The sequence below is a fragment of the Burkholderia oklahomensis C6786 genome, assembly GCF_000959365.1.
Classification (GTDB): Bacteria; Pseudomonadota; Gammaproteobacteria; order Burkholderiales; family Burkholderiaceae; genus Burkholderia; species Burkholderia oklahomensis.
On sequence record NZ_CP009555.1, the window covers coordinates 1,182,035 to 1,206,100 of the forward strand.

Here is a 24,066-nt window from a genome sequence, read left to right on the forward strand (position 1 = left end):
CGAATGAACGGCAAATTCCGGCTGACTTCGATGATTCCGCTCGTCGCGATGGCGGCGCTCGCGGGCGGCACGTACTGGCTGCTGCAGGCGACGCTGCCGCCGCCCGGCGAGAGCGTCGTGCGTCCGAAGTCGCACACGCCCGACTATTTCGCGGACAACTTTTCCGTCACCGAGCTCGACCAGACGGGCTCGACCCAGTACCGGCTGACGGCCGCGGGCCTCGTCCATTACGAAGACGACGAGACGAGCGACCTGACGCAGCCCGCGCTGCGCGCGTTCCAGCCCGGCAAGCCGACCGTGACCGCAACCGCGAAGCGCGGCACGGTCAACGGCGACGTGTCGATCGTCGATTTGTATGACGAAGCGCGGATCCTGCGCGCGGCGGGCGGCACCGACCCGCAGATGCAGGCGGATTCCCAGCATTTCCGGGTGTTGGTCAACGACGATGTGATCGAGACCGAAAAGCCGGTTAAACTTCAGCGCGGCCTGTCGATCGCGAACGCCGCCGCCGGGATGAAGTACAACAACGTCACCCGAGTCATCGAACTTTACGGCAACGTGCGCGGCACGATCGCCACTTCCGACGCGTCCGGCGGCGCTCCAGGCCAACCCAAGTAACTCACCACGCGGGACTGCATGAACGAATCGTTCCCTTGTTTATTTCAAAGCGGCGCACGCCGCGTCGTCCGCGCCGCGCTCGCGGCGGCGCTCGTCGCGGCGCCGCTCGCGGGCGTCGCGCCCGCGGCCCATGCCGAAAAGGCCGACCGCGACAAGCCGATCAATGTCGAAGCGGACAACCTGACCTATGACGACCTGAAGCAGGTCACGGTCGCGACGGGCAACGTCGTCATCACGAAGGGCACGATCCTGATCAAGGGCGACCGCGTCGAGGTGCGCCAGGATCCGCAGGGCTACCAGTACGCGACCGCGACGGCGGGCGGCAAGAAGCACGCGTCGTTCCGCCAGAAGCGCGAAGGCCTCGACGAATACATCGACGGCGACGCCGAGCGGATCGACTACGACGGCAAGCAGGACCTGACCACGCTGACGACGAACGCGACCGTCCGCCGCCTGCAGGGTCTGTCCACCGTCGCCGACACGGTCCACGGCAGCGTGATCACGTATGACGGCCAGCGCGACTTCTACACCGCGCGCGGCGGCAAGGACGTCGCCGGGCCGGGCAACCCGGGCGGCCGCGTGCGCGCGATGCTGACGCCGAAGAACAGCGGCCCCGCGCCGCTGTCCGGCAGCCCGGCTCAGCTCGCGCCGTCGAACAACATCCAGGGGGCGCCGAACCCGTGAACGCGCTCCCCAATCGCCAACCGGCCGGCACGTCGAGCTCGCTCGTCGTGCGCAACCTGAAGAAGCGCTACGGCACGCGCACCGTCGTCAAGGACGTGTCGCTCGACGTGAAGAGCGGCGAGGTCGTCGGCCTGCTCGGCCCGAACGGCGCCGGCAAGACGACGTCGTTCTACATGATCGTCGGCCTCGTGCCGCTCGACGCGGGCGACATCTCGCTGAACGGCAGCCCGATCAGCCTGATGCCGATCCACAAGCGCGCGTCGCTCGGCCTGTCGTATCTGCCGCAGGAAGCGTCGGTGTTCCGCAAGCTGACCGTCGAGGAGAACATCCGCGCGGTGCTCGAGCTGCAGCACGACGACAACGGCAAGCGTCTGTCGAAGGACGAGATCGGCGCGCGCGCGGAAGCGCTGCTCGAAGAGCTGCAGATCGCGCATCTGCGCGAGAATCCGGCGCTGTCGCTGTCGGGCGGCGAGCGCCGCCGCGTCGAGATCGCGCGCGCGCTCGCGAGCAACCCGAGCTTCATCCTGCTCGACGAGCCGTTCGCGGGCGTCGACCCGATCGCGGTGCTCGAGATCCAGAAGATCGTGAAGTTCCTCAAGCAACGCAACATCGGCGTGCTGATCACCGATCACAACGTGCGCGAGACGCTCGGCATCTGCGATCACGCATACATCATCAGCGACGGATCGGTCCTCGCGTCCGGCGCCCCGAAGGACATCATCGAAAACGAAAGCGTACGGCGCGTCTACCTCGGCGAGCACTTCCGCATGTAAGCGGCGCGGGACACGATCCCGCAGCCGCCCTTTCCCCGGCGCGACCCACGCCCTCTCTCCGCACGCCCGGCACGCGCCGCGCGTGCGCATTCGCGCGCCGAGCGTCATTCCGGATGCCTCAACGCGCCGCCCTCGTGGCAAACTTCCGGTACGACTCCCTTTTTGCCATGAAAGCCAGCCTCCAACTCCGCCTGTCGCAGCATCTCGCGCTCACCCCCCAGCTTCAGCAGTCGATCCGGCTGCTGCAGCTGTCGACGCTCGAACTGCAGCAGGAAGTCGCGATGGCGGTCGCGCAGAATCCGCTTCTCGAAAACGAAGACGACTGGATCGCGAGCCCGCTGCGCGTCGCGGCCGACGGCTCGGTGATCGCGCAGGCGCCCGCATCGTCTGCGCCCGAGCCGATGCAAGGCGCATCGAACAACACGAGTGCGACGAATGAGCGCACCGAGCGCGACGAGCCTGCAGGCGTCGACGAATACGACAGCTATTCGGCCGACAGCGGCGACGCGAGCCAGTGGAACCTCGACGACTTCGGCCGCTCGCCCTCCGCTTCCGACGACGACGATCTGCCGCCGATGCAGATCCACGAAACGACGACGTCGCTGCGCGACCATCTCGCCGCGCAACTGCGCGTCACGCAAGCGAGCCCGCGCGATCGCGCGCTGGTGCTGTTCCTGATCGAATCGCTCGACGACGACGGCTATCTGACCGCGTCGCTCGAAGAAGTGCTCGCCGATCTGCCGGCGGAACTCGAGATCGACCTCGACGAACTGAACGCGGCGCTCGCGCTGCTGCACAGCTTCGATCCTGCAGGCGTCGGCGCGCGCTCCCCATCCGAGTGCCTGAAGCTGCAGTTGCTGCGGCTGAATCCGTCCCCGACGCGCGCGCTCGCGCTCGACATCGTGTCGCAGCATCTCGAACTGCTCGCCGCACGCGATTTCACGCGCCTGCGCAAGCAACTGAAGGCATCCGACGACGAGCTGCGCGACGCGCACGCGCTCATCCGCTCGCTCGAGCCTTTCCCCGGCGCGGCGTACGGCAAGGCCGAAGCGGATTACGTGGTGCCCGACATCATCGTGAAGAAGGCGGGGCAGAGCTGGCAGGCGGAACTGAATCCGGAAGTCGTGCCGCGGCTGCGGATCAACCATCTGTACGCGAACATCCTGCGCAACAGCCGAGGCGATCCGAGCGCGGGTTCGCTCAAGCAGCAACTGCAGGAAGCGCGCTGGCTGATCAAGAATATTCAGCAGCGATTCGAGACGATCCTGCGCGTCGCGCAAGCGATTGTCGAACGTCAGAGGAATTTCTTCGCGCACGGCGAAATTGCGATGCGCCCCTTGGTTTTGCGGGAAATAGCTGATACGCTGGGCCTACACGAGTCGACTGTCTCCCGTGTGACAACCGGCAAGTACATGCTGACCCCGTTCGGCACGCTTGAATTTAAGTACTTCTTCGGATCGCACGTTTCGACAGACACCGGAGGTGCCGCGTCGTCGACGGCAATCCGCGCCCTCATCAAACAACTGATAGGAGCCGAAGACCCCAAATCCCCTCTTTCGGATAGTCGCATAGCCGAACTGCTAGCGGAACAAGGGTTCGTGGTCGCGCGCCGCACGGTTGCCAAATATCGCGAAGCCCTCAAGATCCCGGCGGTGAATCTGCGCAAGTCTCTGTAGCCCGTCGCCACGCGGTGGGCGTTTTCCGGCCGCCGCATCGTCGACGGCAAAGTCGGCCGACCGATCCGCTCGCTGCGGCGAGCGTCGGCAAACGAAATCGGCAGACGCTGCCGCCTCTGTGCGGAAGGTGGTCATTAGCTTGGAGAAGCACTATGAACCTGAAGATCAGTGGACACCATCTCGAAGTCACACCTGCTATTCGCGAATACGTGATCACCAAGCTCGACAGGGTGCTACGGCATAGCGATCAGGTCATCGATGGCGCTGTGATCCTCACGGTCGACAATCACAAGGAGAAGGACAAGCGGCAAAAGGCGGAAATCACGCTGCATCTGAAGGGCAAGGATATCTTCGTCGAAAGCGCGAACGGCGATATGTACGCCGCGATCGATCTGCTGATCGACAAGCTGGACCGGCAAGTCGTCAAGCACATGGAGCGTCTGCAAACGCACGCGCACGAGCCGATCAAGCACCATCAGGTGGCCGAGCAAATCGAACTTCCGCCGCAATGAGCCGTGGCGCGACAGCGCCGGCCGAACCGCCCGCTTCGACGGGCGGTTTTTTATTGTGCAAACCGCTGTGGCACGACGCACGCGCACTGCGCAATAGAAGCGTTTCTCGACGTTTCGCATGGCGCGCGGCGCCGTCTGCAGTGCTCTATAATGTCTCGGTTATTATCGGGGGCGATGAGCCGGCTCGCCGCGCTTCACAGGTCTCCGTCGCCTAACGCCGTCCTTTTTGACCGACATGGAAAATCAGTCCGCCGCGAGGAGACCCCAGGCCGCCCCTATGCCTGCCAACATGAATCGCCTAGCCAAAATCCTGCCTCTGGAGAACGTCGTCATCGACCTCTCCGTCACAAGCAAGAAACGCGTCTTCGAACAAGCCGGCCTGATCTTCGAGAATCAGAACGGCATCGCCCGCAGCACCGTCACCGACAATCTGTTCGCGCGCGAGCGGCTCGGCTCGACGGGGCTCGGCGAAGGGGTCGCCATTCCGCACGGCCGGATCAAGGGGCTCAAGCACCCGCTCGCCGCGTTCGTGCGGCTCGCCGAGCCGATCCCGTTCGAGGCGCCGGACGGCCAGCCCGTCTCGCTGCTGATCTTCCTGCTCGTGCCGGAACAGGCGACGCAGCAGCACCTCGAAATCCTCTCCGAAATCGCCCAGTTGCTGTCCGATCGCGACACCCGCGAGCGTCTGCACACCGAAACGGACCGCGACGAGTTGCATGGACTCCTGACTCAGTGGCAACCTTAAGCTGATCGGGGCGGTTCGTTCCCCATTGCGTCGCGGCCCGCGCCGCCGAGCCGAGCCGCCCGCCGCCGGGCCGGAGCCGCAACCTTCGTTGCGGCGTCCGGGCGCCGGCTCCTTGGAGTAACGGACTCATGGATACGTCCAGCATCAACGCCCAGAGCATCTTCGACGACAACGCGGCCATGCTGAAGCTCAGCTGGCTGACGGGGCATGAAGGCTGGGAACGCGGGTTTTCCGCCGACACGGTCGCGAACGCGACGTCGAGCGCCGACCTCGTCGGCCACTTGAACCTGATCCACCCGAACCGGATCCAGGTGCTCGGCGAAGCCGAGATCGACTACTACCAGCGCCAGACCGACGAAGACCGCTCGCGCCACATGGCCGAGCTGATCGCACTCGAGCCGCCGTTCCTGGTGGTCGCGGGCGGTGCCGCCGCGCCGCCCGAGCTGGTCCTGCGCTGCACGCGCTCGTCGACGCCGCTCTTCACGACGCCGATGTCCGCCGCCGCGGTGATCGACAGCCTGCGCCTCTACATGTCGCGGATCCTCGCGCCGCGCGCGACGCTGCACGGCGTGTTCCTCGACATTCTCGGGATGGGCGTGCTGCTGACGGGCGATTCGGGCCTCGGCAAGAGCGAGCTCGGTCTCGAGCTGATCAGCCGCGGCCACGGGCTCGTCGCCGACGACGCGGTCGATTTCGTCCGACTTGGCCCCGATTTCGTCGAAGGGCGCTGCCCGCCGCTCCTGCAAAATCTGCTCGAAGTGCGCGGCCTCGGCCTCCTCGACATCAAGACGATCTTCGGCGAGACCGCGGTCCGCCGGAAGATGAAGCTGAAGCTGATCGTCCAGCTCGTGCGCCGGCCGGACGGCGAATTCCAGCGGCTGCCGCTCGAGAGTCAGACGGTCGACGTGCTGGGTCTGCCGATCAGCAAGGTCACGATCCAGGTCGCGGCGGGCCGCAACCTCGCGGTGCTCGTCGAGGCGGCGGTGCGCAACACGATTCTGCAACTGCGCGGCATCGACACGCTGCGCGACTTCATGGACCGCCAGCGCCTCGCGATGCAGGACCCGGACAGCCAGTTCCCCGGCAAGCTCGTGTAACCCGCGCCGGCTCCCGCCGCCACGCTGGCGCAATGAGCCGGTGCTATGATGAAACGTCAGGATTTTCTCTTCCCATGCGCATTGTCCTCATCACCGGCATCTCCGGCTCCGGCAAGTCCGTCGCGCTGAACGCGCTCGAGGACGCAGGCTACTATTGCGTCGACAACCTGCCGCCCCATGTGCTGCCCGAGCTCGCCCGCTACCTCGCCGCCGAAGGCCAGAACCGGCTCGCCGTCGCGATCGACGCGCGCTCGAGCGCCTCGCTCGACGAAATGCCGGGCCTCATCCGCGCGCTGTCGCGCGAGCACGACGTGCGCGTGCTGTTCCTGAACGCGAGCACGCAGGCGCTGATCCAGCGCTTCTCCGAAACGCGCCGCCGCCATCCGCTGTCGGGCTCGCCGTCGCACGACGCGGACGTCGGCCTGCTCGTGTCGCTCGAAGAGGCGATCGAGCGCGAGCGCGACCTCGTCGCGCCGCTCGCCGAATTCGGCCATCAGATCGACACGAGCAACCTGCGCGCGAACGTGCTGCGCACGTGGGTCAAGCGCTTCATCGAGCAGAAGAACGACGATCTCGTGCTGATGTTCGAATCGTTCGGCTTCAAGCGCGGCGTGCCGCTCGACGCCGATTTCATGTTCGACGTGCGCGCGCTGCCGAACCCGTACTACGACAACGAGCTGCGCCCGCTCACCGGGCTCGACCAGCCGGTCGTCGCGTTTCTCGACGCGTTGCCCGTCGTCCATCAGATGCTGGACGACATCGAGTCGTTTCTCACCAAATGGCTGCCGCATTTCCGCGAAGACAATCGCAGCTACCTGACGGTCGCGATCGGCTGCACGGGCGGCCAGCATCGGTCGGTGTTTCTCGCGGAGACGCTCGCCGCGCGTCTTTCGCGGCAGGCCAACGTGATCGTGCGGCATCGTGACGCGCCCGTCGCCGTGGACGCGTCGTCGCGGCTGGTGACCTAGCGCCGCTCACTTTTACCGTCCTCGCCATGTCCTCTCTGTCGACCACGCTCATCGATTTGCCGCTCTTTCCGCTGCATACGGTGTTGTTTCCGGGCGGACTGCTGCCTTTGAAAGTCTTCGAGGCGCGCTATCTGGACATGGCGCGCGCGTGCCTGCGCGACGACGCGCCGTTCGGCGTGTGCCTGCTGAAGAGCGGCCCCGAAGTCGCTCAGGAAGGCGAAGTATCGGTGCCCGAGACGATCGGCTGCATGGCGCGGATCGTCGAGTGCGACACCGGCGAATTCGGCATGCTGTTCCTGCGTACGATCGGCACGCAGCGCTTCGAGCTGCTGTCGCATCGGGTCGAGGCGAACGGCCTGCTCGTCGGCATCGCCGAGCCGATGCAGGACGACATCCCGCTCGAAGGCGATGAAGCGCTCGCGCAATTCGGCGCGTGCGCGGAGGCGCTCGACCGGATCGTCGACGTGCTGCGCAAATCCGAAGCCGAGTTGCCGTTCGCGGAGCCGTTCCGCTTCGAAGACCCGACGTGGGTGTCGAACCGGCTCGCCGAAGTGCTGCCGCTCGATCTGCGCGCGCGGCAGAAGCTGATGGAGTTTCCCGATGTCGGCGCACGGATCGACGCGGTTCATCGGGAATTGAACCGTCACGGGTGGCTGTAGGCGCGAGGCGTCGCGCGATCGCCTGGGCTTCGAGACGGGGCGGCCGGAGCCGCCCGGCGCTTTCGGCGTGAGCCGCATGAGCCGCGCTCGGCCGGCTCCTTGATCGGCGACAGGCACGTTCGTACACGACGATCCGATCCATACCGCGCCGCGAGCATCGCTTCATGACGAGGGCTCGTCGGCCGCAATCCGCCGCCCTTTCGCCGCGCGCCTTCGATGCCGCACGCCGTCGCCGCACGACCCGCTGCGCGCGCATCATCCGGCCTTCGACCGATCATCCGGCCTACAGCAAAGACCCGCTCAACCCGTCGAGCAGCTTGCGCACGGGCGCCGGCACGCCGTATGCGTCGAGCTTGTCGAGCGCGACCCATGCGGACTCGTCGTCGGCGGCCTGCAGCACGCCGCCCGCCGCGCCGTCGAGCTCGGCGAGCCGCGGCTCGATCTCGAGCTTGAAGTGCGTGAACGTATGCGTGAGCGGCGCGAGCGGCACGAGCTCCGCGCCGCCGAACGCGCGCGCGCGCAGCGCGAGCGCGGCATCGCCGTCCGCTTCGGGCAGGCTCCACAAGCCGCCCCAGATGCCCGCGGGCGGACGCCGCAGCAACAGCACCGCATCGCCGTCGCGCAGCACGAGCATCCATGTGCGGCGCGTCGGCACCGCCTTCTTCGGACGCGCGGCGGGCAGTTCGCGCTGCCGCCCGCTGCGCTCGGCCACGCAGTCGCCCGCGAACGGACAGCGCGCGCAATCGGGCTTGCCGCGCGCGCAGAGCGTCGCGCCGAGATCCATCAAGCCCTGCGTGTACGCGGTGACGTCGGCCTGCTCGGCCGCATCGGGCAGCAGCGCCTCGGCAAGCGCCCACATCTCGTTCTCGACACGCTTGTCGCCCGGAAAACCCTCGACGCCGAACACGCGCGCGAGCACCCGCTTCACGTTGCCGTCGAGGATCGTCGCGCGCGCGCCGAACGCGAACGACGCGATCGCCGCGGCCGTCGACCGGCCGATGCCCGGCAGCTCGGCGAGCGCTTCGGGCGACGCCGGGAACGCGCCGCCGTGCAGCTCGACGACCGCCTGCGCGCAGCGATGCAGATTGCGCGCACGCGAGTAGTAGCCGAGCCCGGCCCATAGCGCCATCACGTCGTCGATCGGCGCGGCCGCGAGCGCGGCGACGTCCGGATAGCGCTCGAGAAAGCGCATGTAATACGGCACGACGGTCGATACCTGCGTCTGCTGCAGCATGATCTCCGACAGCCAGATCCGATACGGATCGCGGGTGTTCTGCCACGGCAGGTCGTGGCGGCCGTGCTTGCGCTGCCACGCGATCAGCGTCGGCGCGAAGGCGGTGTGAAGCGGCGTGACGACAGGCGGCGCGGGGGGGATGCGGGGCGGTTTCAAGATTTCAACGTTGGCAATTCGGACAAAAATAGGTGGACCGCTGGCCCTGGACGATCTGGCGGATCGGCGTGCCGCAGACCCGGCACGGCTCGCCCGCGCGATCGTAGACGGAGCAGTCGAGCTGGAAGTAGCCGCTCTCGCCGTTGCTGCCGACGAAGTCGCGCAACGTGCTGCCGCCGCGCTCGATCGCGTCGGCGAGCGTCGCGCGCACGGCTTCGGCGAGGCGCTCGCAGCGCGGCAGCGACACGCGCCCCGCCGCGGTGGTCGGCCGGATGCCGGCGCGAAAGAGGCTCTCGGACGCGTAGATGTTGCCCACGCCGACGACGATGTCGCCCGAGAGCAGCGCCTGCTTGACCGACACCGTGCGTCCGCGCGTGCGCTTGAAGAGGAGCGCGCCCGTGAACGCCGGCGAGAACGGCTCGACGCCGAGGCTCGCGAGAAGCGGATGCGCCTGCACGTCGCCCGCGTCGCGCGGATGCCAGAGCACCGCGCCGAAGCGGCGCGGATCGCGAAAGCGCAGCACGAACTCGTCGAAGATCCAGTCGACATGATCGTGCTTCGCGGGCGCGGGCGGCGGCGCGTCGTTCGGCAGCACGCGCAGCGTGCCCGTCATCCCGAGATGGACGATGAACCATCCGGCATCGACTTCGAACAGCAGGTACTTGCCGCGCCGCTCGACGTTCAGCACCTCGCGCGCCCTCAGCAATTCGGCGAAGCCGGCGGGCACGGGCCAGCGCAGCATCGCGGTGCGCACGTCGACGCGCTTCACGCGCCGCCCGGCGACGAACGGCTCGATGCCGCGGCGCGTAACCTCGACTTCCGGCAACTCTGGCATGTTTTACGGGTCTCTAATCTGGCTAATGGCGATTGTGCGCGTATTGTAGCGAGCGCGTTACAATCGGCTGAAACATCGAACGGATTTCCATGACTTTGTCCTCGAAGCTGTCCCAGAAGCGCCCAGCCGCGACGCGCGGCCCGCGCGCCGTTCCGGTGCGCCGCGCGATCGGCGCCGCGCTCGTCGCGGCGTGGGCGTTCGCCGCGTTCCCCGCTCACGCGCAAGACGATGCGGGCGACGACGCCCCTCAGGCCACGTTCGCGCCGGCGCTGCCGGAAGAGCAGAAGGATCTGCCGAACGTCGCGCTGACGAGCCAGATCGTCTATCAGGTGCTCGCGGCCGAAGTCGCGCTGCAACGCAATCTCCCCGCCCCCGCCTACCAGACCTATCTCGCGCTCGCGCGCGACACCCGCGATCCGCGGATGGCTCAGCGGGCAACCGAGATCGCGCTCGCCGCACAGAGTCCGGCCGATGCGCTGACCGCCGCGAATCTGTGGCGCGAGTACTCGCCGAGCTCGCCCCGCGCCGCGCAGGTCGACGCCGCGCTCCTCGTGCTCGGCGGCAAGCCGGCCGACGCGCAGCCGATGCTCGCGCAGGAGCTCGCGCGCGCAACGGGCGAGAACCGCGGCGAAGCGATCATCGCGCTGCAGGCGCTGCTCTCGCGCGGCCCGAACCGCGTCGGCGGCCTGACCGTGCTTCAGGATCTGCTGAAGAACGACATGAACCGGCCGGAAGCGCGGCTCGCGATCGCGCGCCAGCAACTCGCGACCGACGACAAGGGCGGCGCGACGCAGTCGCTGAAGGAAGCGCTGCGGCTTAAGCCCGACTACCTGCCGGCCGCGCTGATGCTGTCGCAGATGGGGCCGAACGAGCGCGCGGCCGGGGTGGTGTCGTTCGAGAAGTTCGTCCAGCAGAATCCGAAGTCGCGCGACGGGCGCCTCGCGCTCGCGCAGCTCTATCTCGCCGACGACCGTCTCGATGACGCGCAGAAGCAGTTCGAGGCGATGCGCCGGAACGATTCGAGCGACCCGACGCCGCTGATGGCGCTCGCGCTCATCAAGATCCAGCAGAAGCACCTCGACGACGCGAGCACGTACCTGAAGCAGTACGTGAAGGTCGCGCAGAAGAAGCCGGGCGCGGACGTCGGCCAGGCCTACGTTTATCTCGCGCAGATCGCCCTCGACCAGAACAACGACGCACTCGCCGCGCAATGGCTCGACAAGGTCGACGAATCGAGCCAGCAATACGTGCCCGCGCAGGTCACGCGCGCGCAACTGCTGCAGAAGCAGGGCAAGGCCGAGGAAGCGCGCAAGCTGCTCGCGAACCTGCAGGTGTCCGACCCGCGCGACGCCGCGGTGATCGCGCGCACCGACGCGTCGATCCTCTTCACGTCGAAGCGCTACAAGGAAGCCGCGGACCGGCTCGCGCAGGCGGTCGAGGATTTCCCGGACGATCCCGACCTGCGCTACGACTACGCGATGGCGTGCGAGAAGATCGGCCAGTACACGACGATGGAGCAACAGCTGCGCCTGCTGATGCGCGCGCAGCCGGACAATCCGCAGGCATACAACGCGCTCGGCTATTCGCTCGCCGATCGCAACCAGCGCCTGCAGGAAGCGGACAAGCTGATCGAGAAGGCCAGCTCGCTTGCGCCGAACGACGCGTTCATCATGGACAGCCTCGGCTGGGTCAAGTATCGCCTCGGCGACACGACGGGCGCCGCGAAGATCCTGAAGCGCGCGTACGACCTGCAGCCGAACGCGGAGATCGGCGCGCATCTCGGCGAGGTGCTGTGGAAGACCGGCGCGCAGGACGAAGCGCGCGCCACGTGGCGCGCCGCGCAGAAGCTCGAGCCCGACAACGACACGCTCGTGCAGACGCTCAAGCGCTTTCAGGTGAACGGACTTTGATGACGATGCCGCGCTTCGCCCGGCCGCGCGCGCACGCCGCGCGCGGCTTCGCCCTCGCCGCGGCGGCCGCTGCCGCCGTCGCGCTCGCCGGCTGCGCGACCCAGCCCAAGCGCGCGCCCGTCACCGCCCCGAACGCGCTGCAGACCGAGCAGAATCGCGCGTATACGGGCCGCTTCGCGGTCCAGTACCAGGATCGGCTCGGCAATCCGCGCAACGTCTACGGCAATTTCGATTGGCAGGAACAGGGCACGAACGTGTCGCTCGAGCTGCGCAGTCCGCTCGGCCAGACGCTCGCGATCGTGAAGTCTGCGCCGACCGGCGCGTCGCTCGAACTGCCGAACCGTCAGCCGCAGTACGCGCCCGACGTCGGCGAGCTGATGCAGCGGGCGCTCGGCTTCGCGCTGCCGCTCGACGGCCTGCGCTACTGGCTGCTGCCGACGCCCGCGCCCACGACGCCCGCGACGACGGTGCGCGATCCGCAGGACGGCACGCGGATCAAGGAGATCCGCCAGGACGGCTGGACCATCGATTACGTCGCGTACGCCGACGCGCCCGCCGCCGGCGTGAAGCGCGTGAACCTGGTGCGGCAGACGCCGCCGCTCGACATCAAGCTCGTGCTCGACCGCTGAGCGCGCGCCTTTGCCCGACATAGCATTTCGCATGACCGATACGACCCGCTCGCTGCGCGACTGCCTCGCCCCGGCGAAACTGAACCTGTTCCTGCACATCACGGGCCGCCGCCCGGACGGCTATCACGCGCTGCAAAGCGTGTTCCAGCTGCTCGATTGGGGCGATACGCTGCACTTCACGCTGCGCGACGACGGCAAGGTGTCGCGCAAGACCGACGTGCCGGGCGTGCCGGAAGAAACCGATCTCGTCGTACGCGCGGCGTTGCTGCTGAAGGCGCACACGGGCGCGGAAGCCGGGGTCGACATCGAGATCGACAAGCGCCTGCCGATGGGCGCGGGCCTGGGCGGCGGCAGCTCGGACGCGGCGACGACGCTGCTCGCGCTCAACCGCCTGTGGAAGCTCGACTTGCCGCGTGAAGAACTGCAATCGCTCGCTGTGAAGCTCGGCGCGGACGTGCCCTTCTTCGTGTTCGGAAAAAATGCGTTCGCGGAGGGTATCGGAGAAGCGCTGCAACAGGTAGAATTGCCGGCTCGTTGGTTCCTGGTTGTGACGCCACGGGTTCATGTTCCGACTGCAGCGATTTTCTCCGATAAATCGTTGACAAGAGATTCAAAACCCATCACAATTACGGACTTTCTTGCACAGCAAAGCTGCGACGCAGGATGGCCAGACAGCTTCGGCCGGAATGACATGCAGCAAGTTGTGACAAGCAAGTACGCGGAAGTTGCAAAGGTGGTCGATTGGTTTTATAATCTGACCCCCGCGCGAATGACCGGCTCTGGAGCTAGCGTGTTTGCAGCGTTCACGAGCAAGGCTGATGCAGAAGCGGCGCAAGCCCAACTGCCGGCCGGCTGGGACAGCGCAGTTGCCGAGAGCTTGAGTGAGCATCCACTCTTCGCTTTCGCGTCATAAAGTTTTGCGCCATCGGATGGCCTACACTTCCGGTGGAACTCAGAGTTAAGTGTAGGGGAGTCGCCAAGTTGGTCAAGGCACCGGATTTTGATTCCGGCATGCGAGGGTTCGAGTCCTTCCTCCCCTGCCAAAATTTCTTTCCCGCATTTCCCGCCTAAGCCTGAAGCAGGTGCACGATGAGCAGCCATGACGGCCTGATGGTTTTTACTGGCAACGCCAATCCCGCGCTTGCTCAGGAAGTCGTCAAAATTCTTGGTATCCCCCTCGGCAAAGCGATGGTCAGCCGTTTCTCCGACGGCGAGATCCAGGTCGAAATCCAAGAAAACGTGCGCGGCAAGGACGTCTTCGTCCTGCAATCCACGTGCGCGCCGACGAACGATAACCTGATGGAACTGATGATCATGGTCGATGCGCTGAAGCGCGCATCCGCAGGCCGGATCACCGCAGCCATCCCCTACTTCGGCTATGCGCGCCAGGACCGCCGCCCGCGTTCGGCGCGCGTCGCGATCTCCGCGAAGGTCGTCGCGAACATGCTGGAAATCGCCGGCGTCGAGCGGATCATCACGATGGATCTGCACGCCGACCAGATTCAAGGCTTCTTCGACATTCCCGTCGACAACATCTACGCGACGCCGATCCTGCTGGGCGACCTGCGCAAGCAGAACTACCAGGATCTGCTCGTCGTGTCGCCGGACGTCGGCGGCGTCGTGCGCGCCCGCGCGCTCGCGAAGCAGCTGAACTGCGACCTCGCGATCATCGACAAGCGTCGTCCGAAGGCGAACGTCGCCGAAGTGATGAACATCATCGGTGAAGTCGAAGGCCGCACCTGCGTGATCATGGACGACATGGTCGACACGGCGGGCACGCTCTGCAAGGCCGCGCAAGTGCTGAAGGAGCGCGGCGCGAAACAGGTGTTCGCGTACGCGACGCACCCGGTGCTGTCGGGCGGCGCGGGCGATCGGATCGCCGCTTCGGCGCTCGACGAGCTCGTCGTCACCGACACGATTCCGCTGTCCGCCGAATCGCTCGCGTGCTCGAAGATCCGCTCGCTGTCGAGCGCGGGCCTGTTGGCCGAGACGTTCTCGCGGATCCGCCGCGGCGATTCGGTGATGTCGCTGTTCGCGGAATCCTGAAGCGATCCGCTGCTGGAATTGTTTAGCGCAAAAAGCGAAGCGACAAGCTTCGCTTTTTGCACAATCGGCCGGGACCGACGAACCCCCGGCCATTCGATCGGGGGCCTCATGCAGTCGCGGGGCCCCGTTTTACTGCCTGGTCGCGGGCAGCAAATGGAGAAACACATGAAAGTCGTCGCTTTCGAGCGCCAACAGCAAGGTACGGGTGCGAGCCGCCGCCTGCGCAACGCCGGTAAGACCACGGGTATCGTGTACGGTGGTGAAGCAGCCCCGCAAATGATCGAGCTCGATCACAACGCCCTGTGGCACGCGCTGAAGAAGGAAGCCTTCCACTCGTCGATCCTCGATCTCGAAGTGGCCGGCCAGTCGCAACAGGTTCTGCTGCGCGACGTGCAATACCACCCGTTCAAGCAACTCGTGCTGCACGTGGACTTCCAGCGCGTCGACGCGAAGAAGAAGCTGCATACGAAGGTGCCGCTGCACTTCCTGAACGCCGAAGTCAGCCCGGCCGTGAAGCTGTCGAGCGCGGTCGTGTCGCACGTCGCGACCGAAATCGAAGTCGAGTGCCTGCCGGCCGCTCTGCCGGAATTCCTCGAAGTCGATCTGTCGAAGATCGAAGCGGGCCAATCGCTGCATGCGAAGGACATCGCGCTGCCGAACGGCGTCGCGCTGGTCGCGCACGTCGACGCCGAAAACCCGGTGGTCGCTTCAGCGACGATCCCGGCCGGCGCCGTGTCGGAAGAAGCGGCTGCGGGCGAAGGCGAAACGCCGGCTGCCTAAGCGCCCTTCGAACCGTTTCGCACGACGGTCGACGACCCGCCGAGGCTTGCCCGGCGGGTTTTTTCATTTTTGCAGCCCGCGAGGGCGAGCCCTGACGGGCAAGCGTTCATCATGATCAAACTGATCGTCGGCCTCGGCAACCCCGGGGCGGAATACACCGCGACGCGCCACAACGCAGGCTTCTGGCTCGTCGACCAGCTCGCGCGCGAAGCCGGCGCGACGCTGCGCGACGAGCGGCGCTTCCACGGCTTCTACGCGAAGGCGCGCCTTCACGGCGAGGAAGTGCATCTGCTCGAGCCGCAGACGTACATGAATCGCTCCGGCCAAGCGGTCGTCGCGCTCGCGCATTTCTTCAAGATCCTGCCGGACGAGATCCTCGTCGCGCACGACGAGCTCGACCTGCCGCCCGGCGCGGTCAAGCTGAAATTGGGCGGCGGCAGCGGCGGCCACAACGGCCTCAAGGACATCTCCGCGCACTTGTCGTCGCAGCAGTACTGGCGGCTGCGGATCGGCATTGGCCATCCGCGCGACCTGATTCCCGAAAGCGCGCGCGCAGGCGCGAAGCCCGACGTCGCGAACTTCGTGCTGAAGCCCCCGCGCAAGGAAGAGCAGGACGTGATCGACGCCGCGATCGAGCGCGCGCTCGCCGTGATGCCGACCGTCGTCAAGGGCGAGATCGAGCGCGCGATGATGCAGTTGCATCGCAACGGCGCGTGAACCGGGCGCCCTTCCCGCCGCCGCTTGCCGTGCGCGCGGCGGCGCACATCGGTTAAGCTCGTTCTTTTCCTGCTTCTTCTACCGCATCAGGAGCCACGTGGTGAGCCGTTACTGGAGCGACATCGTCCATCAACTCGAGCCGTACGTGCCGGGCGAGCAGCCGGCGCTCGCGCATCCCGTCAAGCTGAACACGAACGAGAACCCGTATCCACCGTCGCCGCGCGCGGTCGACGCGATCCGGCGCGAGCTCGGCGAGACGGGCGAGGCGCTGCGCCGCTATCCGGACCCCGTCGCGCGCAAGCTGCGCGAGACGGTCGCCGCGCATCACGGCATCGCGCCCGAGCAGGTGTTCGTCGGCAACGGCTCCGACGAAGTGCTCGCGCACATGTTCCAGGCGCTCTTGCAGCACGACCGGCCGCTGCGCTTCCCGGACATCACGTACAGCTTCTATCCGACCTATGCGCGGCTCTATCGCGTCGCATACGAGACGGTGCCGCTCGCCGACGACTTCTCGATCGACGTCGGCGACTATCTCGACGACGCCGGCTGCGTGCTGTTCCCGAACCCGAACGCGCCGACGGGCCGTGCGCTGCCGCTCGCGGACGTCGAGCGGATCGTCGCCGCGAATCCGAGCTCGGTCGTCGTGATCGACGAGGCGTATGTCGATTTCGGCGCGGAGTCGGCGGTGTCGCTGATCTCGCGCTATCCGAACCTGCTCGTCGTGCACACCGCGTCGAAGGCGCGCTCGCTCGCCGGGATGCGCGTCGGCTTCGCGTTCGGCGATGCGGCGCTGATCGAGGCGCTCACGCGCGTGAAGGACAGCTTCAACTCCTACCCGCTCGATCGTCTCGCGCAGGTCGCGACGCAGGCGTCGTACGAAGACGACGCCTGGTTCCAGGCGACGCGCAAGCAGGTGATCGCGAGCCGCGAGCGGCTCGTCGGCGCATTGGCCGCGCTCGGCTTCGACATCGTGCCGTCGGCGGCGAACTTCGTGCTCGCGCGCCATCCTCGCCACGATGCGGCGACGCTTGCAACCCGGCTGAAGGAGCGGGAGATTTTCGTGCGGCACTTCAAGCTGCCGCGGATCGATCAGCACCTGCGCATCACGGTCGGCACCGACGCGGAGTGCGACACGCTCGTCGCGGCGCTGCGCGACTTGCTCGCGTAGCGCCTGGCCGGCGCGGATTCACGCGCGAACGCAAGCAAAAACAGGGGCGGCAAGGCGGCGAGCAGTCCGCCGCCGCATACGAGCGAGCGGCGACGGGCTCGGCCCGCCGGCCGCCGCGACGCGTCACTCGCCGTCCTTCTCCGCCGCGATCAGCGCGCGATACTTCGCCATCAACTGATCCTTCGTCTCGGGACGACTCGGATCCTGCGGAATGCATTCGACGGGGCACACCTGCTGGCACTGCGGTTCGTCGAAATGGCCGACGCACTCGGTGCACTTGTTCGGATCGATCACGTAGATTTCCGGGCCCATCGAAATCGCGCCGTTCGGGCACTCAGGCTCGCATACGTCGCAATTGATGCACTCGTCGGTAATCATCAAAGCCATACTGGTCTCACTTCCGCCGATGCACGGCCGGCCGCCTCGGGCCGCCCGCCGCGCGCGGCGCTCACGCGGACGGCGCTTGGGCCATCGCGGACACTTTCTCCGTCAGCCATTTCTCGACCGACGGGAACACGAACTTGCTGACGTCGCCGCCCAACTGCGCGATCTCGCGCACGATCGTGCCCGAGATGAACTGATATTGGTCCGACGGCGTCATGAACATCGTCTCGACGTCGGGCAGCAGATAGCGGTTCATCCCCGCCATCTGGAACTCGTACTCGAAATCCGACACCGCGCGCAGGCCGCGCACGATCACGCGCGCATCGTTCGCCCGCACGAAATCCTTCAGCAGCCCGGTGAAGCCCATCACCTTCACGTTCGGGTAATGGCCCAGCACTTCGTTCGCGATCTTCAGACGTTCTTCGAGCGAGAAAAACGGCTTTTTCGCGCGGCTGTCGGCGACGCCGACAACCAGCGTATCAAAAATGCTCGACGCGCGCCGCACGAGATCCTCGTGGCCTCGCGTCAGCGGATCGAACGTACCCGGGTACACGGCGACTACCATGTCGCTCCTCCTGTCATCGAGCCAATGGGGTCAGGGCCAGGCGCGTCGCGCGCGGCCGCCGACATGGGCGCACGTCGCGACTGCACGCGGCGCCTCGTTTGGAACGCGCATTATTCATCATTTTCGCGTTGCAGCAAATGATAGTGGACGGCGCCCGCCTTGCCGTGCCGCGTCACTTGCCAGCCGGCGAGCGACGCGTGCTCGGACGGATCGAGCGGCGCGCCCGCCTCGACGTACAGATAGCCGCCCGGCGCGACGAGATTCGGCGCGAGCGCGAGCGCGCGCGAGAACGCGGCCGCGTCGCCGAACGGCGGATCGACGAACACGACGTCGAACGAGCGCGGCGCGAGGCCCGCCGCGATGCGCAGCGCGTCGGCTTCGGCGATCTCGATCGCGCGCGCCGCGAGCTTGTCCTTCAGCACGCGCAACTGCTGCGCGGCGCGCGGATGGCGCTCGACCATCACGACGCTCGCCGCGCCGCGCGACGCCGCCTCGAAGCCGAGCGCGCCGCTGCCCGCGAACAGGTCGAGGCAGCGCCGGCCTTCGAGATCCTGGCCGAGCCAGTTGAAGAGCGTCTCGCGCACGCGATCGGGCGTCGGACGCAGGCCGTCCAGGTCGAGCACTGGAAGCGGCGTGCGCTTCCAGTCGCCGCCGATGATGCGGATCGCGTGCGGCTTGCCGCGGCCGGCCGCCGGGGCTCGCCGCGCCGGAGAGGAACGGGACATACGGAAGAATTCGATATGGAAGCGTTGGAAACGGAATGAACCGGTCGGAAACGGCGCGATGCGCCGCGATGACGCGCACGTTACCACAAGCGGCGCGCATGCTCTGCCGCAGCCGCACGGCGAAGCCCGCGCGCCTGATAAAATGCCGGGTTTCCGGTGCGCGGGCACGCCGCACGCGCGCCGCCAGGCTCTCGCACAGGGCCCGGCCGGCCGGCGCACCCGGCGCCGCGACCCGCCTCTTCCGCAAGCGAAACCATGTTCAGCTTCTTCAAACGATTCAAGAAAGCGCCCGAAGCCGCACCGGCCGAGCCGCAGCAAGCACCCGACACGCAGCCGGACGATGCGGGCAGCCCCGCCGCGCCCGAGACCGCGCGGGCCGATACGCCTGCTACACCGGTCGCGCGCGACGAAGCGCCGGCCGCTGCGCCGTCGAGCCCCGTCGCGCAGCCGTCCGCCGCTGCGAGCGCGCCCGCGACGCCGCCCGCCGCGTCCGCCGCAACGCCGGAACCGCGGGTTCAGCAGCGGCCGTCCGCAGAACCGGCGCGGCCGTCCGCCGAGCCCGCGCCGTCCGTCGTGATGACGGTCACGCCGTCCGCGAACGGCCGCAACGGGGTCGTCGAAACGGTCGAAATCGTGCCGCCGCCCACCCCCGAGCCGGCCGCCAAGCAATCGTGGCTCGCGCGGCTGAAATCCGGCCTCGCGAAGACGAGCTCGAGCATCACGAACGTGTTCGTCAACACGAAGATCGACGAAGCGCTCTACGAGGAGCTCGAAACGGCGCTGCTGATGTCCGATGCCGGCGTCGACGCGACCGAGCATCTGCTCGACGCGCTGCGCGAAAAGGTGCGCACGGGCCGCCTCACCGATCCGCAGCAGGTGAAGGACGCGCTGCGCGGCCTGCTCGTCGATCTGCTGAAGCCGCTCGAGAAGTCGCTCATGCTCGGGCGCGCGCAGCCGCTCGTGATGATGATCGCGGGCGTGAACGGCGCGGGCAAGACGACGAGCATCGGCAAGCTCGCGAAGCATCTGCAAAGCTTCGATCAGTCGGTGCTGCTCGCCGCGGGCGACACGTTCCGCGCGGCCGCGCGCGAGCAGCTCGCGATCTGGGGCGAGCGCAACAACGTGACCGTCGTCCAGCAGGAAAGCGGCGATCCGGCCGCGGTGATCTTCGACGCGGTCAGCGCCGCGCGCGCGCGCAACATCGACGTGATGATGGCCGACACCGCGGGCCGCCTGCCGACGCAGCTGCATCTGATGGAGGAGCTTCGCAAGGTGAAGCGCGTGATCGGCAAGGCGCACGACGGCGCGCCGCACGAGGTGCTGCTCGTGATCGACGCGAACACAGGACAGAACGGGCTCGCGCAGGTGAAGGCGTTCGACGATGCGCTCGGCCTCACGGGCCTCATCGTCACGAAGCTCGACGGCACCGCGAAGGGCGGCATCCTCGCCGCGATCGCGCGGCAGCGGCCGATTCCGGTGTACTTCATCGGCGTCGGCGAGAAGGTCGAGGATCTGCAGCCGTTCAGCGCGGAGGAATTCGCGGACGCGCTGCTCGGCTGAGCCGCGCGGTCGCCCCATCGCGATCTTCGCGATTCCGCGATCCCGCAGCGCAACGCAACGGGCGCCCCGCAAGGCGCCCGTTTTTCATTGGCGTACAGCCGACGCGGCGCTCACTCGGCGTCCGGCTGCGCGGCGGGCGCGGCCGCCTTGAACGCGTCGAGCGTCATCGCGTAGTCATGGATGCGCCGGATCGTCGGGAACCGCTCGAGGCCGATCGAAAAGCGATGCGCGTTGAACACCTGCGGGACGATGCAGAGATCGGCGAGCGTCGGCGTATCGCCGAAGCACAGCTTGCCCGTGCGCGGATCGTTCGAAAGACGCGCCTCGAGCGACTTGAAGCCTTCCTCGATCCAATGGCGATACCACGCGTCCTTCGCGTAGTCGTCGACCTTAAGCGTGTGCTTCAGATACTTCAGCACGCGCAGGTTGTTGAGCGGATGGATCTCGCAAGCGACCTGCAGCGCGATCGCGCGCACGTACGCGCGGTCGACGGGCGCCTTCGGCAGCAGCGGCACGTCCGGGTACGCGTCCTCGAGGTATTCGATGATCGCGAGCGACTGCTGCAGCGGCGATTCGCCGTCGATGAGCGTCGGCACGAGCGCGTCGGGGCTGAGCGCGCGATATTCGTCGGTCAATTGCTGGCCGCCGTCGCGCAGCAGATGCACGGGCACGTAGTCGAACGGCAGCTTCTTCAGATGCAGCGCGATACGCACGCGAAACGCCGCCGAACTGCGGAAATAGCTATATAGCTTCATCAGTGTCCCTCATTGTCTCGACCGTCGATCTTCTCGCCGGCGCCCGCGCGCGGTTTCCGCGATGCGCGCAAGACCGCGAACCGCGAGACGGGCGTCTTCCCGTCCCGCCGCGCCGAACGCTCCGGCATCGGCCGAAAGTGTAACGCGGCTGGCGCGACGCCGGATTCGCGCCGCCGATCCGGCGGCACTTTGCCGGTGCAGCGCCGTCGCGGTGCCCGTTTCGCGTGCGAAATCGTTCGTTCGGCGTGCGCCCGCGCACCAAGCGCACGCGCGCGATCCGCGCCCGCTTCCCCGCCGCCCTGTTAATTAGCGGCCCAATAAAAAGTGGCATGGCGTTTGCTATTTTCTGTGCATCGAACACGGGCCCCCATGACAAGCGGCCCAGTCAGGAGATCCCCCGATGCGGAAGATGAAGCTGGTGATGGTCGGCAACGGCATGGCCGGAGTGCGCACCCTCGAAGAACTGTTCAAGCTCGCCCCCGATCTGTACGACGTGACGGTATTCGGCGCGGAACCGCATCCGAACTACAACCGGATCCTGCTGTCTCCCGTGCTCGCGGGCGAGCAGACGCTCGAGCAGATCGTGCTCAACGACTACGCGTGGTACGAACGGCACGACATCACGCTGCATGTCGGCAAGAAGATCGTGAGGATCGACCGCGTGAAGCGCGTCGTGATCGCCGACGACGGCACCGAGGCCGCCTACGACCGCCTGCTGCTCGCGACCGGCTCGAATCCGTTCATGCTGCCGATCCCGGGCGCGGATCTCGACGGCGTGCTCGGCTATCGCGACATCGCCGACACGCAGGCGATGATCGACGCCGCCGCGCGCCACACGCATGCGGTCGTGATCGGCGGCGGCCTGCTCGGCCTCGAGGCGGCGAACGGCCTGAAGCTGCGCGGAATGGACGTGACCGTCGTCCATCTCGCGCCGACGCTGCTCGAGCGCCAGCTCGACGCGACGGCGGGCGGCCTGCTGCGCGCGTCGCTCGAAGCGCGCGGCCTGAAATTCGCGATGCCGAAGGAAACGCAGGCGCTCGTCGGCGACGAGAGCGGCCGCGTGTGCGCGGTGCGCTTCAAGGACGGCGAAACATGCAAGGCCGATCTCGTCGTGATGGCGGTCGGCATCCGCCCGAACACGGCGCTCGCCGAAAGCGCGGGCCTCTATTGCAATCGCGGGATCGTCGTCAACGACACGATGCAGACCTACGACCCGCGCATCTACGCGGTCGGCGAATGCGTGAGCCATCGCGGCATCGCATACGGCCTCGTCGCGCCGCTCTTCGAGCAGGCGAAAGTCGCGGCGAACCATCTCGCGCAATTCGGCATCGGCCGCTACACGGGCTCGGTGACGTCGACGAAGCTCAAGGTCACGGGCATCGATCTTTTCTCGGCGGGCGATTTTCTCGGCGGCGGCGACACCGAAGACATCACGTTGTCCGATCCGATCGCGGGCGTGTACAAGAAGCTCGTCATCAAGGACGACAGGATCGTCGGCGCGTGTCTGTACGGCGATACCGCCGACGGCGCGTGGTACTTCAAGCTGCTGCGCGAAGGCCGCAACGTCGCCGACATCCGCGACACATTGATGTTCGGCGAGACGAGTCTCGGCGACACCGGCCACAGCGGCGCGACGCACGCGATGACGATGGCCGACGACGCCGAAGTGTGCGGCTGCAACGGCGTGTGCAAGGGAACGATCGTCACGGCGATCAAGGAAAAAGGTCTCTTCACGCTCGACGACGTGCGCAAGCACACGAAGGCGTCCGCGTCGTGCGGATCGTGCACGGGCCTCGTCGAGCAGATCCTGATGTCGACGCTCGGCGGCGACTATTCGGCGTCGCCGAAGGCGAAGCCCGTGTGCGGCTGCACCGACCGCACGCATTCGGAAGTGCGCGCGGCGATCCGCGAGCACAGGCTGCTGTCGGTGCCGTCCGCGATGCACTTCCTCGAATGGCGCACACCGAACGGCTGCGCGACCTGCCGCCCGGCGCTCAACTATTACTGCATCAGCACGTGGCCGCACGAAGCGAAGGACGATCCGCAATCGCGCTTCATCAACGAGCGCGCGCACGCGAACATCCAGAAGGACGGCACGTATTCGGTCGTGCCGCGGATGTGGGGCGGCGTGACGACCGCCGACGAGCTGCGACGCATCGCGGACGTCGTCGACAAATACGCGATTCCGACGGTGAAGGTCACGGGCGGGCAGCGCATCGACCTGCTCGGCGTGAAAAAGGAGGACCTGCCGGGCGTCTGGCACGACCTCGGGATGCCGAGCGGCCATGCGTACGCGAAGGCGCTGCGCACGGTGAAGACCTGCGTCGGCTCCGAATGGTGCCGCTTCGGCACGCAGGACTCGACGCTGATGGGCCAGCAGCTCGAGCGCGCGCTGTGGCGCATGTACGCGCCGCACAAGGTGAAGCTCGCGGTGTCCGGCTGCCCGCGCAACTGCGCGGAATCGGGGATCAAGGACGTCGGCGTGATCGGCGTCGATTCGGGCTGGGAAATCTACGTGGGCGGCAACGGCGGCACCAAGACCGAGGTCGCGCAGTTCTTCTGCAAGGTGAAGACGCACGATGAGGTGCTCGAGTACGCGGGCGCGTTCCTGCAGTTGTATCGCGAGGAAGGCTGGTATCTGGAGCGCACCGTGCACTACCTCGAACGCGTCGGCCTCGACCACGTGAAGGCGCGCGTGCTCGACGACGCCGACAATCGCCGCGCGCTGTGGGAGCGCCTGCAATTCGCGCTGAAGGACGAGCCGGACCCGTGGCACGACACGAAGGAAGCGCAGGTCGATCTGCGCCAGTTCATCCCGATCGCGGTCGCGCCCGCCGACGCGTGATGCGCGTCGATGCGCCGCGCATCAC

Annotated in this window: 24 protein-coding genes and 1 tRNA gene; 19 read left to right on the plus strand and 6 right to left on the minus strand. The window is 67.0% G+C overall.

The annotated features are described in order from the left end of the window. Positions 1-3: 3 nt before the first annotated feature. The 9 genes from lptC to BG90_RS05250 all read left to right on the plus strand — a co-directional run bounded on the left by lptC (position 4) and on the right by BG90_RS05250 (position 7,732). Positions 4-618, plus strand: coding sequence for an LPS export ABC transporter periplasmic protein LptC (lptC, locus tag BG90_RS05210; protein WP_010101611.1), 615 nt, complete (start codon positions 4-6; stop codon positions 616-618). Positions 619-636: 18 nt separating this feature from the next. Next, positions 637-1,302, plus strand: coding sequence for a lipopolysaccharide transport periplasmic protein LptA (lptA, locus tag BG90_RS05215; RefSeq protein ID WP_010113870.1), 666 nt, complete (start codon positions 637-639; stop codon positions 1,300-1,302). Then, positions 1,299-2,075: an LPS export ABC transporter ATP-binding protein gene (gene lptB, locus BG90_RS05220; RefSeq protein ID WP_010113867.1), complete on the plus strand. Its 777-nt coding sequence runs from the start codon at positions 1,299-1,301 to the stop codon at positions 2,073-2,075. The genes lptA and lptB overlap by 4 nt, the downstream gene beginning before the upstream one ends. Before the next feature lie 167 nt (positions 2,076-2,242). Further along, entirely contained in the window at positions 2,243-3,751 is a 1,509-nt protein-coding gene (locus BG90_RS05225; RefSeq protein ID WP_010113865.1) for an RNA polymerase factor sigma-54, read from the plus strand. Between the two features lie 152 nt (positions 3,752-3,903). Next, positions 3,904-4,263: a ribosome hibernation-promoting factor, HPF/YfiA family gene (hpf, locus tag BG90_RS05230; RefSeq protein ID WP_010101605.1), complete on the plus strand. Its 360-nt coding sequence runs from the start codon at positions 3,904-3,906 to the stop codon at positions 4,261-4,263. 235 nt (positions 4,264-4,498) lie between these two features. After that, positions 4,499-5,008, plus strand: a complete 510-nt coding sequence (gene ptsN, locus BG90_RS05235) for a PTS IIA-like nitrogen regulatory protein PtsN (RefSeq protein ID WP_025989646.1) — start codon at positions 4,499-4,501, stop codon at positions 5,006-5,008. Positions 5,009-5,136: 128 nt separating this feature from the next. Beyond that, a complete protein-coding gene (gene hprK, locus BG90_RS05240; RefSeq protein ID WP_004195225.1) occupies positions 5,137-6,105 on the plus strand; it encodes an HPr(Ser) kinase/phosphatase in 969 nt (322 codons plus the stop codon). A 74-nt stretch (positions 6,106-6,179) separates the two neighbouring features. Further along, on the plus strand, positions 6,180-7,073 hold the full coding sequence (gene rapZ, locus BG90_RS05245; RefSeq protein ID WP_010101593.1) for an RNase adapter RapZ: 894 nt from the start codon (positions 6,180-6,182) through the stop codon (positions 7,071-7,073). Between the two features lie 26 nt (positions 7,074-7,099). Further along, positions 7,100-7,732: an LON peptidase substrate-binding domain-containing protein gene (locus tag BG90_RS05250; RefSeq protein ID WP_010101591.1), complete on the plus strand. Its 633-nt coding sequence runs from the start codon at positions 7,100-7,102 to the stop codon at positions 7,730-7,732. A 283-nt stretch (positions 7,733-8,015) separates the two neighbouring features. Here BG90_RS05250 and mutY read toward each other — a convergent pair whose 3' ends face one another. Continuing rightward, positions 8,016-9,122, minus strand: coding sequence for an A/G-specific adenine glycosylase (mutY, locus tag BG90_RS05255; RefSeq protein ID WP_010113864.1), 1,107 nt, complete (start codon positions 9,120-9,122; stop codon positions 8,016-8,018). Between the two features lie 4 nt (positions 9,123-9,126). Next, positions 9,127-9,957 (minus strand): bifunctional DNA-formamidopyrimidine glycosylase/DNA-(apurinic or apyrimidinic site) lyase, encoded by an 831-nt coding sequence (mutM, locus tag BG90_RS05260; RefSeq protein WP_010101587.1) that lies wholly within the window; start codon positions 9,955-9,957, stop codon positions 9,127-9,129. Positions 9,958-10,046: 89 nt separating this feature from the next. Between mutM and BG90_RS05265 the strand changes: the two genes are divergently transcribed. The 8 genes from BG90_RS05265 (at position 10,047) to hisC (ending at position 17,207) form a co-directional block, all read left to right on the plus strand. Then, positions 10,047-11,867, plus strand: coding sequence for a tetratricopeptide repeat protein (locus tag BG90_RS05265; protein WP_010113863.1), 1,821 nt, complete (start codon positions 10,047-10,049; stop codon positions 11,865-11,867). Then, positions 11,864-12,496 carry a lipoprotein insertase outer membrane protein LolB gene (gene lolB / locus BG90_RS05270; protein ID WP_025989645.1) on the plus strand — a complete coding sequence of 211 codons (633 nt, stop codon included), beginning with the start codon at positions 11,864-11,866 and terminating at the stop codon, positions 12,494-12,496. Before BG90_RS05265 ends, lolB begins: the two co-directional genes overlap by 4 nt. A gap of 31 nt (positions 12,497-12,527) precedes the next feature. After that, positions 12,528-13,409 (plus strand): 4-(cytidine 5'-diphospho)-2-C-methyl-D-erythritol kinase, encoded by an 882-nt coding sequence (gene ispE, locus BG90_RS05275; protein ID WP_010101584.1) that lies wholly within the window; start codon positions 12,528-12,530, stop codon positions 13,407-13,409. 53 nt (positions 13,410-13,462) lie between these two features. Beyond that, positions 13,463-13,539: transfer RNA gene (locus tag BG90_RS05280), tRNA-Gln, on the plus strand. A gap of 46 nt (positions 13,540-13,585) precedes the next feature. Next, on the plus strand, positions 13,586-14,542 hold the full coding sequence (locus BG90_RS05285) for a ribose-phosphate pyrophosphokinase (protein ID WP_010101583.1): 957 nt from the start codon (positions 13,586-13,588) through the stop codon (positions 14,540-14,542). 165 nt (positions 14,543-14,707) lie between these two features. After that, the gene (locus BG90_RS05290) at positions 14,708-15,322 is read left to right on the plus strand and encodes a 50S ribosomal protein L25/general stress protein Ctc (RefSeq protein WP_025989644.1); all 615 of its coding nucleotides are present in this window, start codon (positions 14,708-14,710) and stop codon (positions 15,320-15,322) included. A gap of 111 nt (positions 15,323-15,433) precedes the next feature. After that, positions 15,434-16,039: an aminoacyl-tRNA hydrolase gene (pth, locus tag BG90_RS05295; RefSeq protein ID WP_010101577.1), complete on the plus strand. Its 606-nt coding sequence runs from the start codon at positions 15,434-15,436 to the stop codon at positions 16,037-16,039. Positions 16,040-16,139: 100 nt separating this feature from the next. After that, the gene (hisC, locus tag BG90_RS05300; RefSeq protein ID WP_025989643.1) at positions 16,140-17,207 is read left to right on the plus strand and encodes a histidinol-phosphate transaminase; all 1,068 of its coding nucleotides are present in this window, start codon (positions 16,140-16,142) and stop codon (positions 17,205-17,207) included. A 123-nt stretch (positions 17,208-17,330) separates the two neighbouring features. Here hisC and BG90_RS05305 read toward each other — a convergent pair whose 3' ends face one another. From BG90_RS05305 to rsmD, 3 genes are all read right to left on the minus strand, one after another. Then, entirely contained in the window at positions 17,331-17,594 is a 264-nt protein-coding gene (locus BG90_RS05305; protein WP_010101575.1) for a YfhL family 4Fe-4S dicluster ferredoxin, read from the minus strand. Between the two features lie 61 nt (positions 17,595-17,655). After that, positions 17,656-18,156, minus strand: coding sequence for a pantetheine-phosphate adenylyltransferase (gene coaD, locus BG90_RS05310; protein WP_010101574.1), 501 nt, complete (start codon positions 18,154-18,156; stop codon positions 17,656-17,658). Positions 18,157-18,266: 110 nt separating this feature from the next. Beyond that, entirely contained in the window at positions 18,267-18,881 is a 615-nt protein-coding gene (gene rsmD / locus BG90_RS05315; RefSeq protein ID WP_010113859.1) for a 16S rRNA (guanine(966)-N(2))-methyltransferase RsmD, read from the minus strand. 255 nt (positions 18,882-19,136) lie between these two features. Between rsmD and ftsY the strand changes: the two genes are divergently transcribed. Then, the gene (gene ftsY, locus BG90_RS05320; RefSeq protein ID WP_045568073.1) at positions 19,137-20,441 is read left to right on the plus strand and encodes a signal recognition particle-docking protein FtsY; all 1,305 of its coding nucleotides are present in this window, start codon (positions 19,137-19,139) and stop codon (positions 20,439-20,441) included. 110 nt (positions 20,442-20,551) lie between these two features. Here ftsY and maiA read toward each other — a convergent pair whose 3' ends face one another. Beyond that, a complete protein-coding gene (gene maiA, locus BG90_RS05325) occupies positions 20,552-21,196 on the minus strand; it encodes a maleylacetoacetate isomerase (protein ID WP_010113849.1) in 645 nt (214 codons plus the stop codon). Between the two features lie 400 nt (positions 21,197-21,596). On the opposite strand from maiA, the gene nirB reads away from it, so the two are divergent. Continuing rightward, positions 21,597-24,041 carry a nitrite reductase large subunit NirB gene (nirB, locus tag BG90_RS05330; protein WP_010113847.1) on the plus strand — a complete coding sequence of 815 codons (2,445 nt, stop codon included), beginning with the start codon at positions 21,597-21,599 and terminating at the stop codon, positions 24,039-24,041. The last annotated feature ends 25 nt before the right edge of the window (positions 24,042-24,066 follow it).

What these genes read in the sequence shown, in the direction of transcription:
- lptC (WP_010101611.1), top strand. Translation starts at nt 4, where the DNA reads ATGAACGGCAAATTCCGGCTGACTTCGATGATTCCGCTCGTCGCGATG.
- lptA (WP_010113870.1), top strand. Translation starts at nt 637, where the DNA reads ATGAACGAATCGTTCCCTTGTTTATTTCAAAGCGGCGCACGCCGCGTC.
- BG90_RS05225 (WP_010113865.1), top strand. Translation starts at nt 2,243, where the DNA reads ATGAAAGCCAGCCTCCAACTCCGCCTGTCGCAGCATCTCGCGCTCACC.
- hpf (WP_010101605.1), top strand. Translation starts at nt 3,904, where the DNA reads ATGAACCTGAAGATCAGTGGACACCATCTCGAAGTCACACCTGCTATT.
- ptsN (WP_025989646.1), top strand. Translation starts at nt 4,499, where the DNA reads ATGGAAAATCAGTCCGCCGCGAGGAGACCCCAGGCCGCCCCTATGCCT.
- hprK (WP_004195225.1), top strand. Translation starts at nt 5,137, where the DNA reads ATGGATACGTCCAGCATCAACGCCCAGAGCATCTTCGACGACAACGCG.
- rapZ (WP_010101593.1), top strand. Translation starts at nt 6,180, where the DNA reads ATGCGCATTGTCCTCATCACCGGCATCTCCGGCTCCGGCAAGTCCGTC.
- BG90_RS05250 (WP_010101591.1), top strand. Translation starts at nt 7,100, where the DNA reads ATGTCCTCTCTGTCGACCACGCTCATCGATTTGCCGCTCTTTCCGCTG.
- mutM (WP_010101587.1), bottom strand. Translation starts at nt 9,957, where the DNA reads ATGCCAGAGTTGCCGGAAGTCGAGGTTACGCGCCGCGGCATCGAGCCG.
- BG90_RS05265 (WP_010113863.1), top strand. Translation starts at nt 10,047, where the DNA reads ATGACTTTGTCCTCGAAGCTGTCCCAGAAGCGCCCAGCCGCGACGCGC.
- ispE (WP_010101584.1), top strand. Translation starts at nt 12,528, where the DNA reads ATGACCGATACGACCCGCTCGCTGCGCGACTGCCTCGCCCCGGCGAAA.
- BG90_RS05285 (WP_010101583.1), top strand. Translation starts at nt 13,586, where the DNA reads ATGAGCAGCCATGACGGCCTGATGGTTTTTACTGGCAACGCCAATCCC.
- BG90_RS05290 (WP_025989644.1), top strand. Translation starts at nt 14,708, where the DNA reads ATGAAAGTCGTCGCTTTCGAGCGCCAACAGCAAGGTACGGGTGCGAGC.
- pth (WP_010101577.1), top strand. Translation starts at nt 15,434, where the DNA reads ATGATCAAACTGATCGTCGGCCTCGGCAACCCCGGGGCGGAATACACC.
- BG90_RS05305 (WP_010101575.1), bottom strand. Translation starts at nt 17,594, where the DNA reads ATGGCTTTGATGATTACCGACGAGTGCATCAATTGCGACGTATGCGAG.
- coaD (WP_010101574.1), bottom strand. Translation starts at nt 18,156, where the DNA reads ATGGTAGTCGCCGTGTACCCGGGTACGTTCGATCCGCTGACGCGAGGC.
- rsmD (WP_010113859.1), bottom strand. Translation starts at nt 18,881, where the DNA reads ATGTCCCGTTCCTCTCCGGCGCGGCGAGCCCCGGCGGCCGGCCGCGGC.
- ftsY (WP_045568073.1), top strand. Translation starts at nt 19,137, where the DNA reads ATGTTCAGCTTCTTCAAACGATTCAAGAAAGCGCCCGAAGCCGCACCG.
- maiA (WP_010113849.1), bottom strand. Translation starts at nt 21,196, where the DNA reads ATGAAGCTATATAGCTATTTCCGCAGTTCGGCGGCGTTTCGCGTGCGT.
- nirB (WP_010113847.1), top strand. Translation starts at nt 21,597, where the DNA reads ATGCGGAAGATGAAGCTGGTGATGGTCGGCAACGGCATGGCCGGAGTG.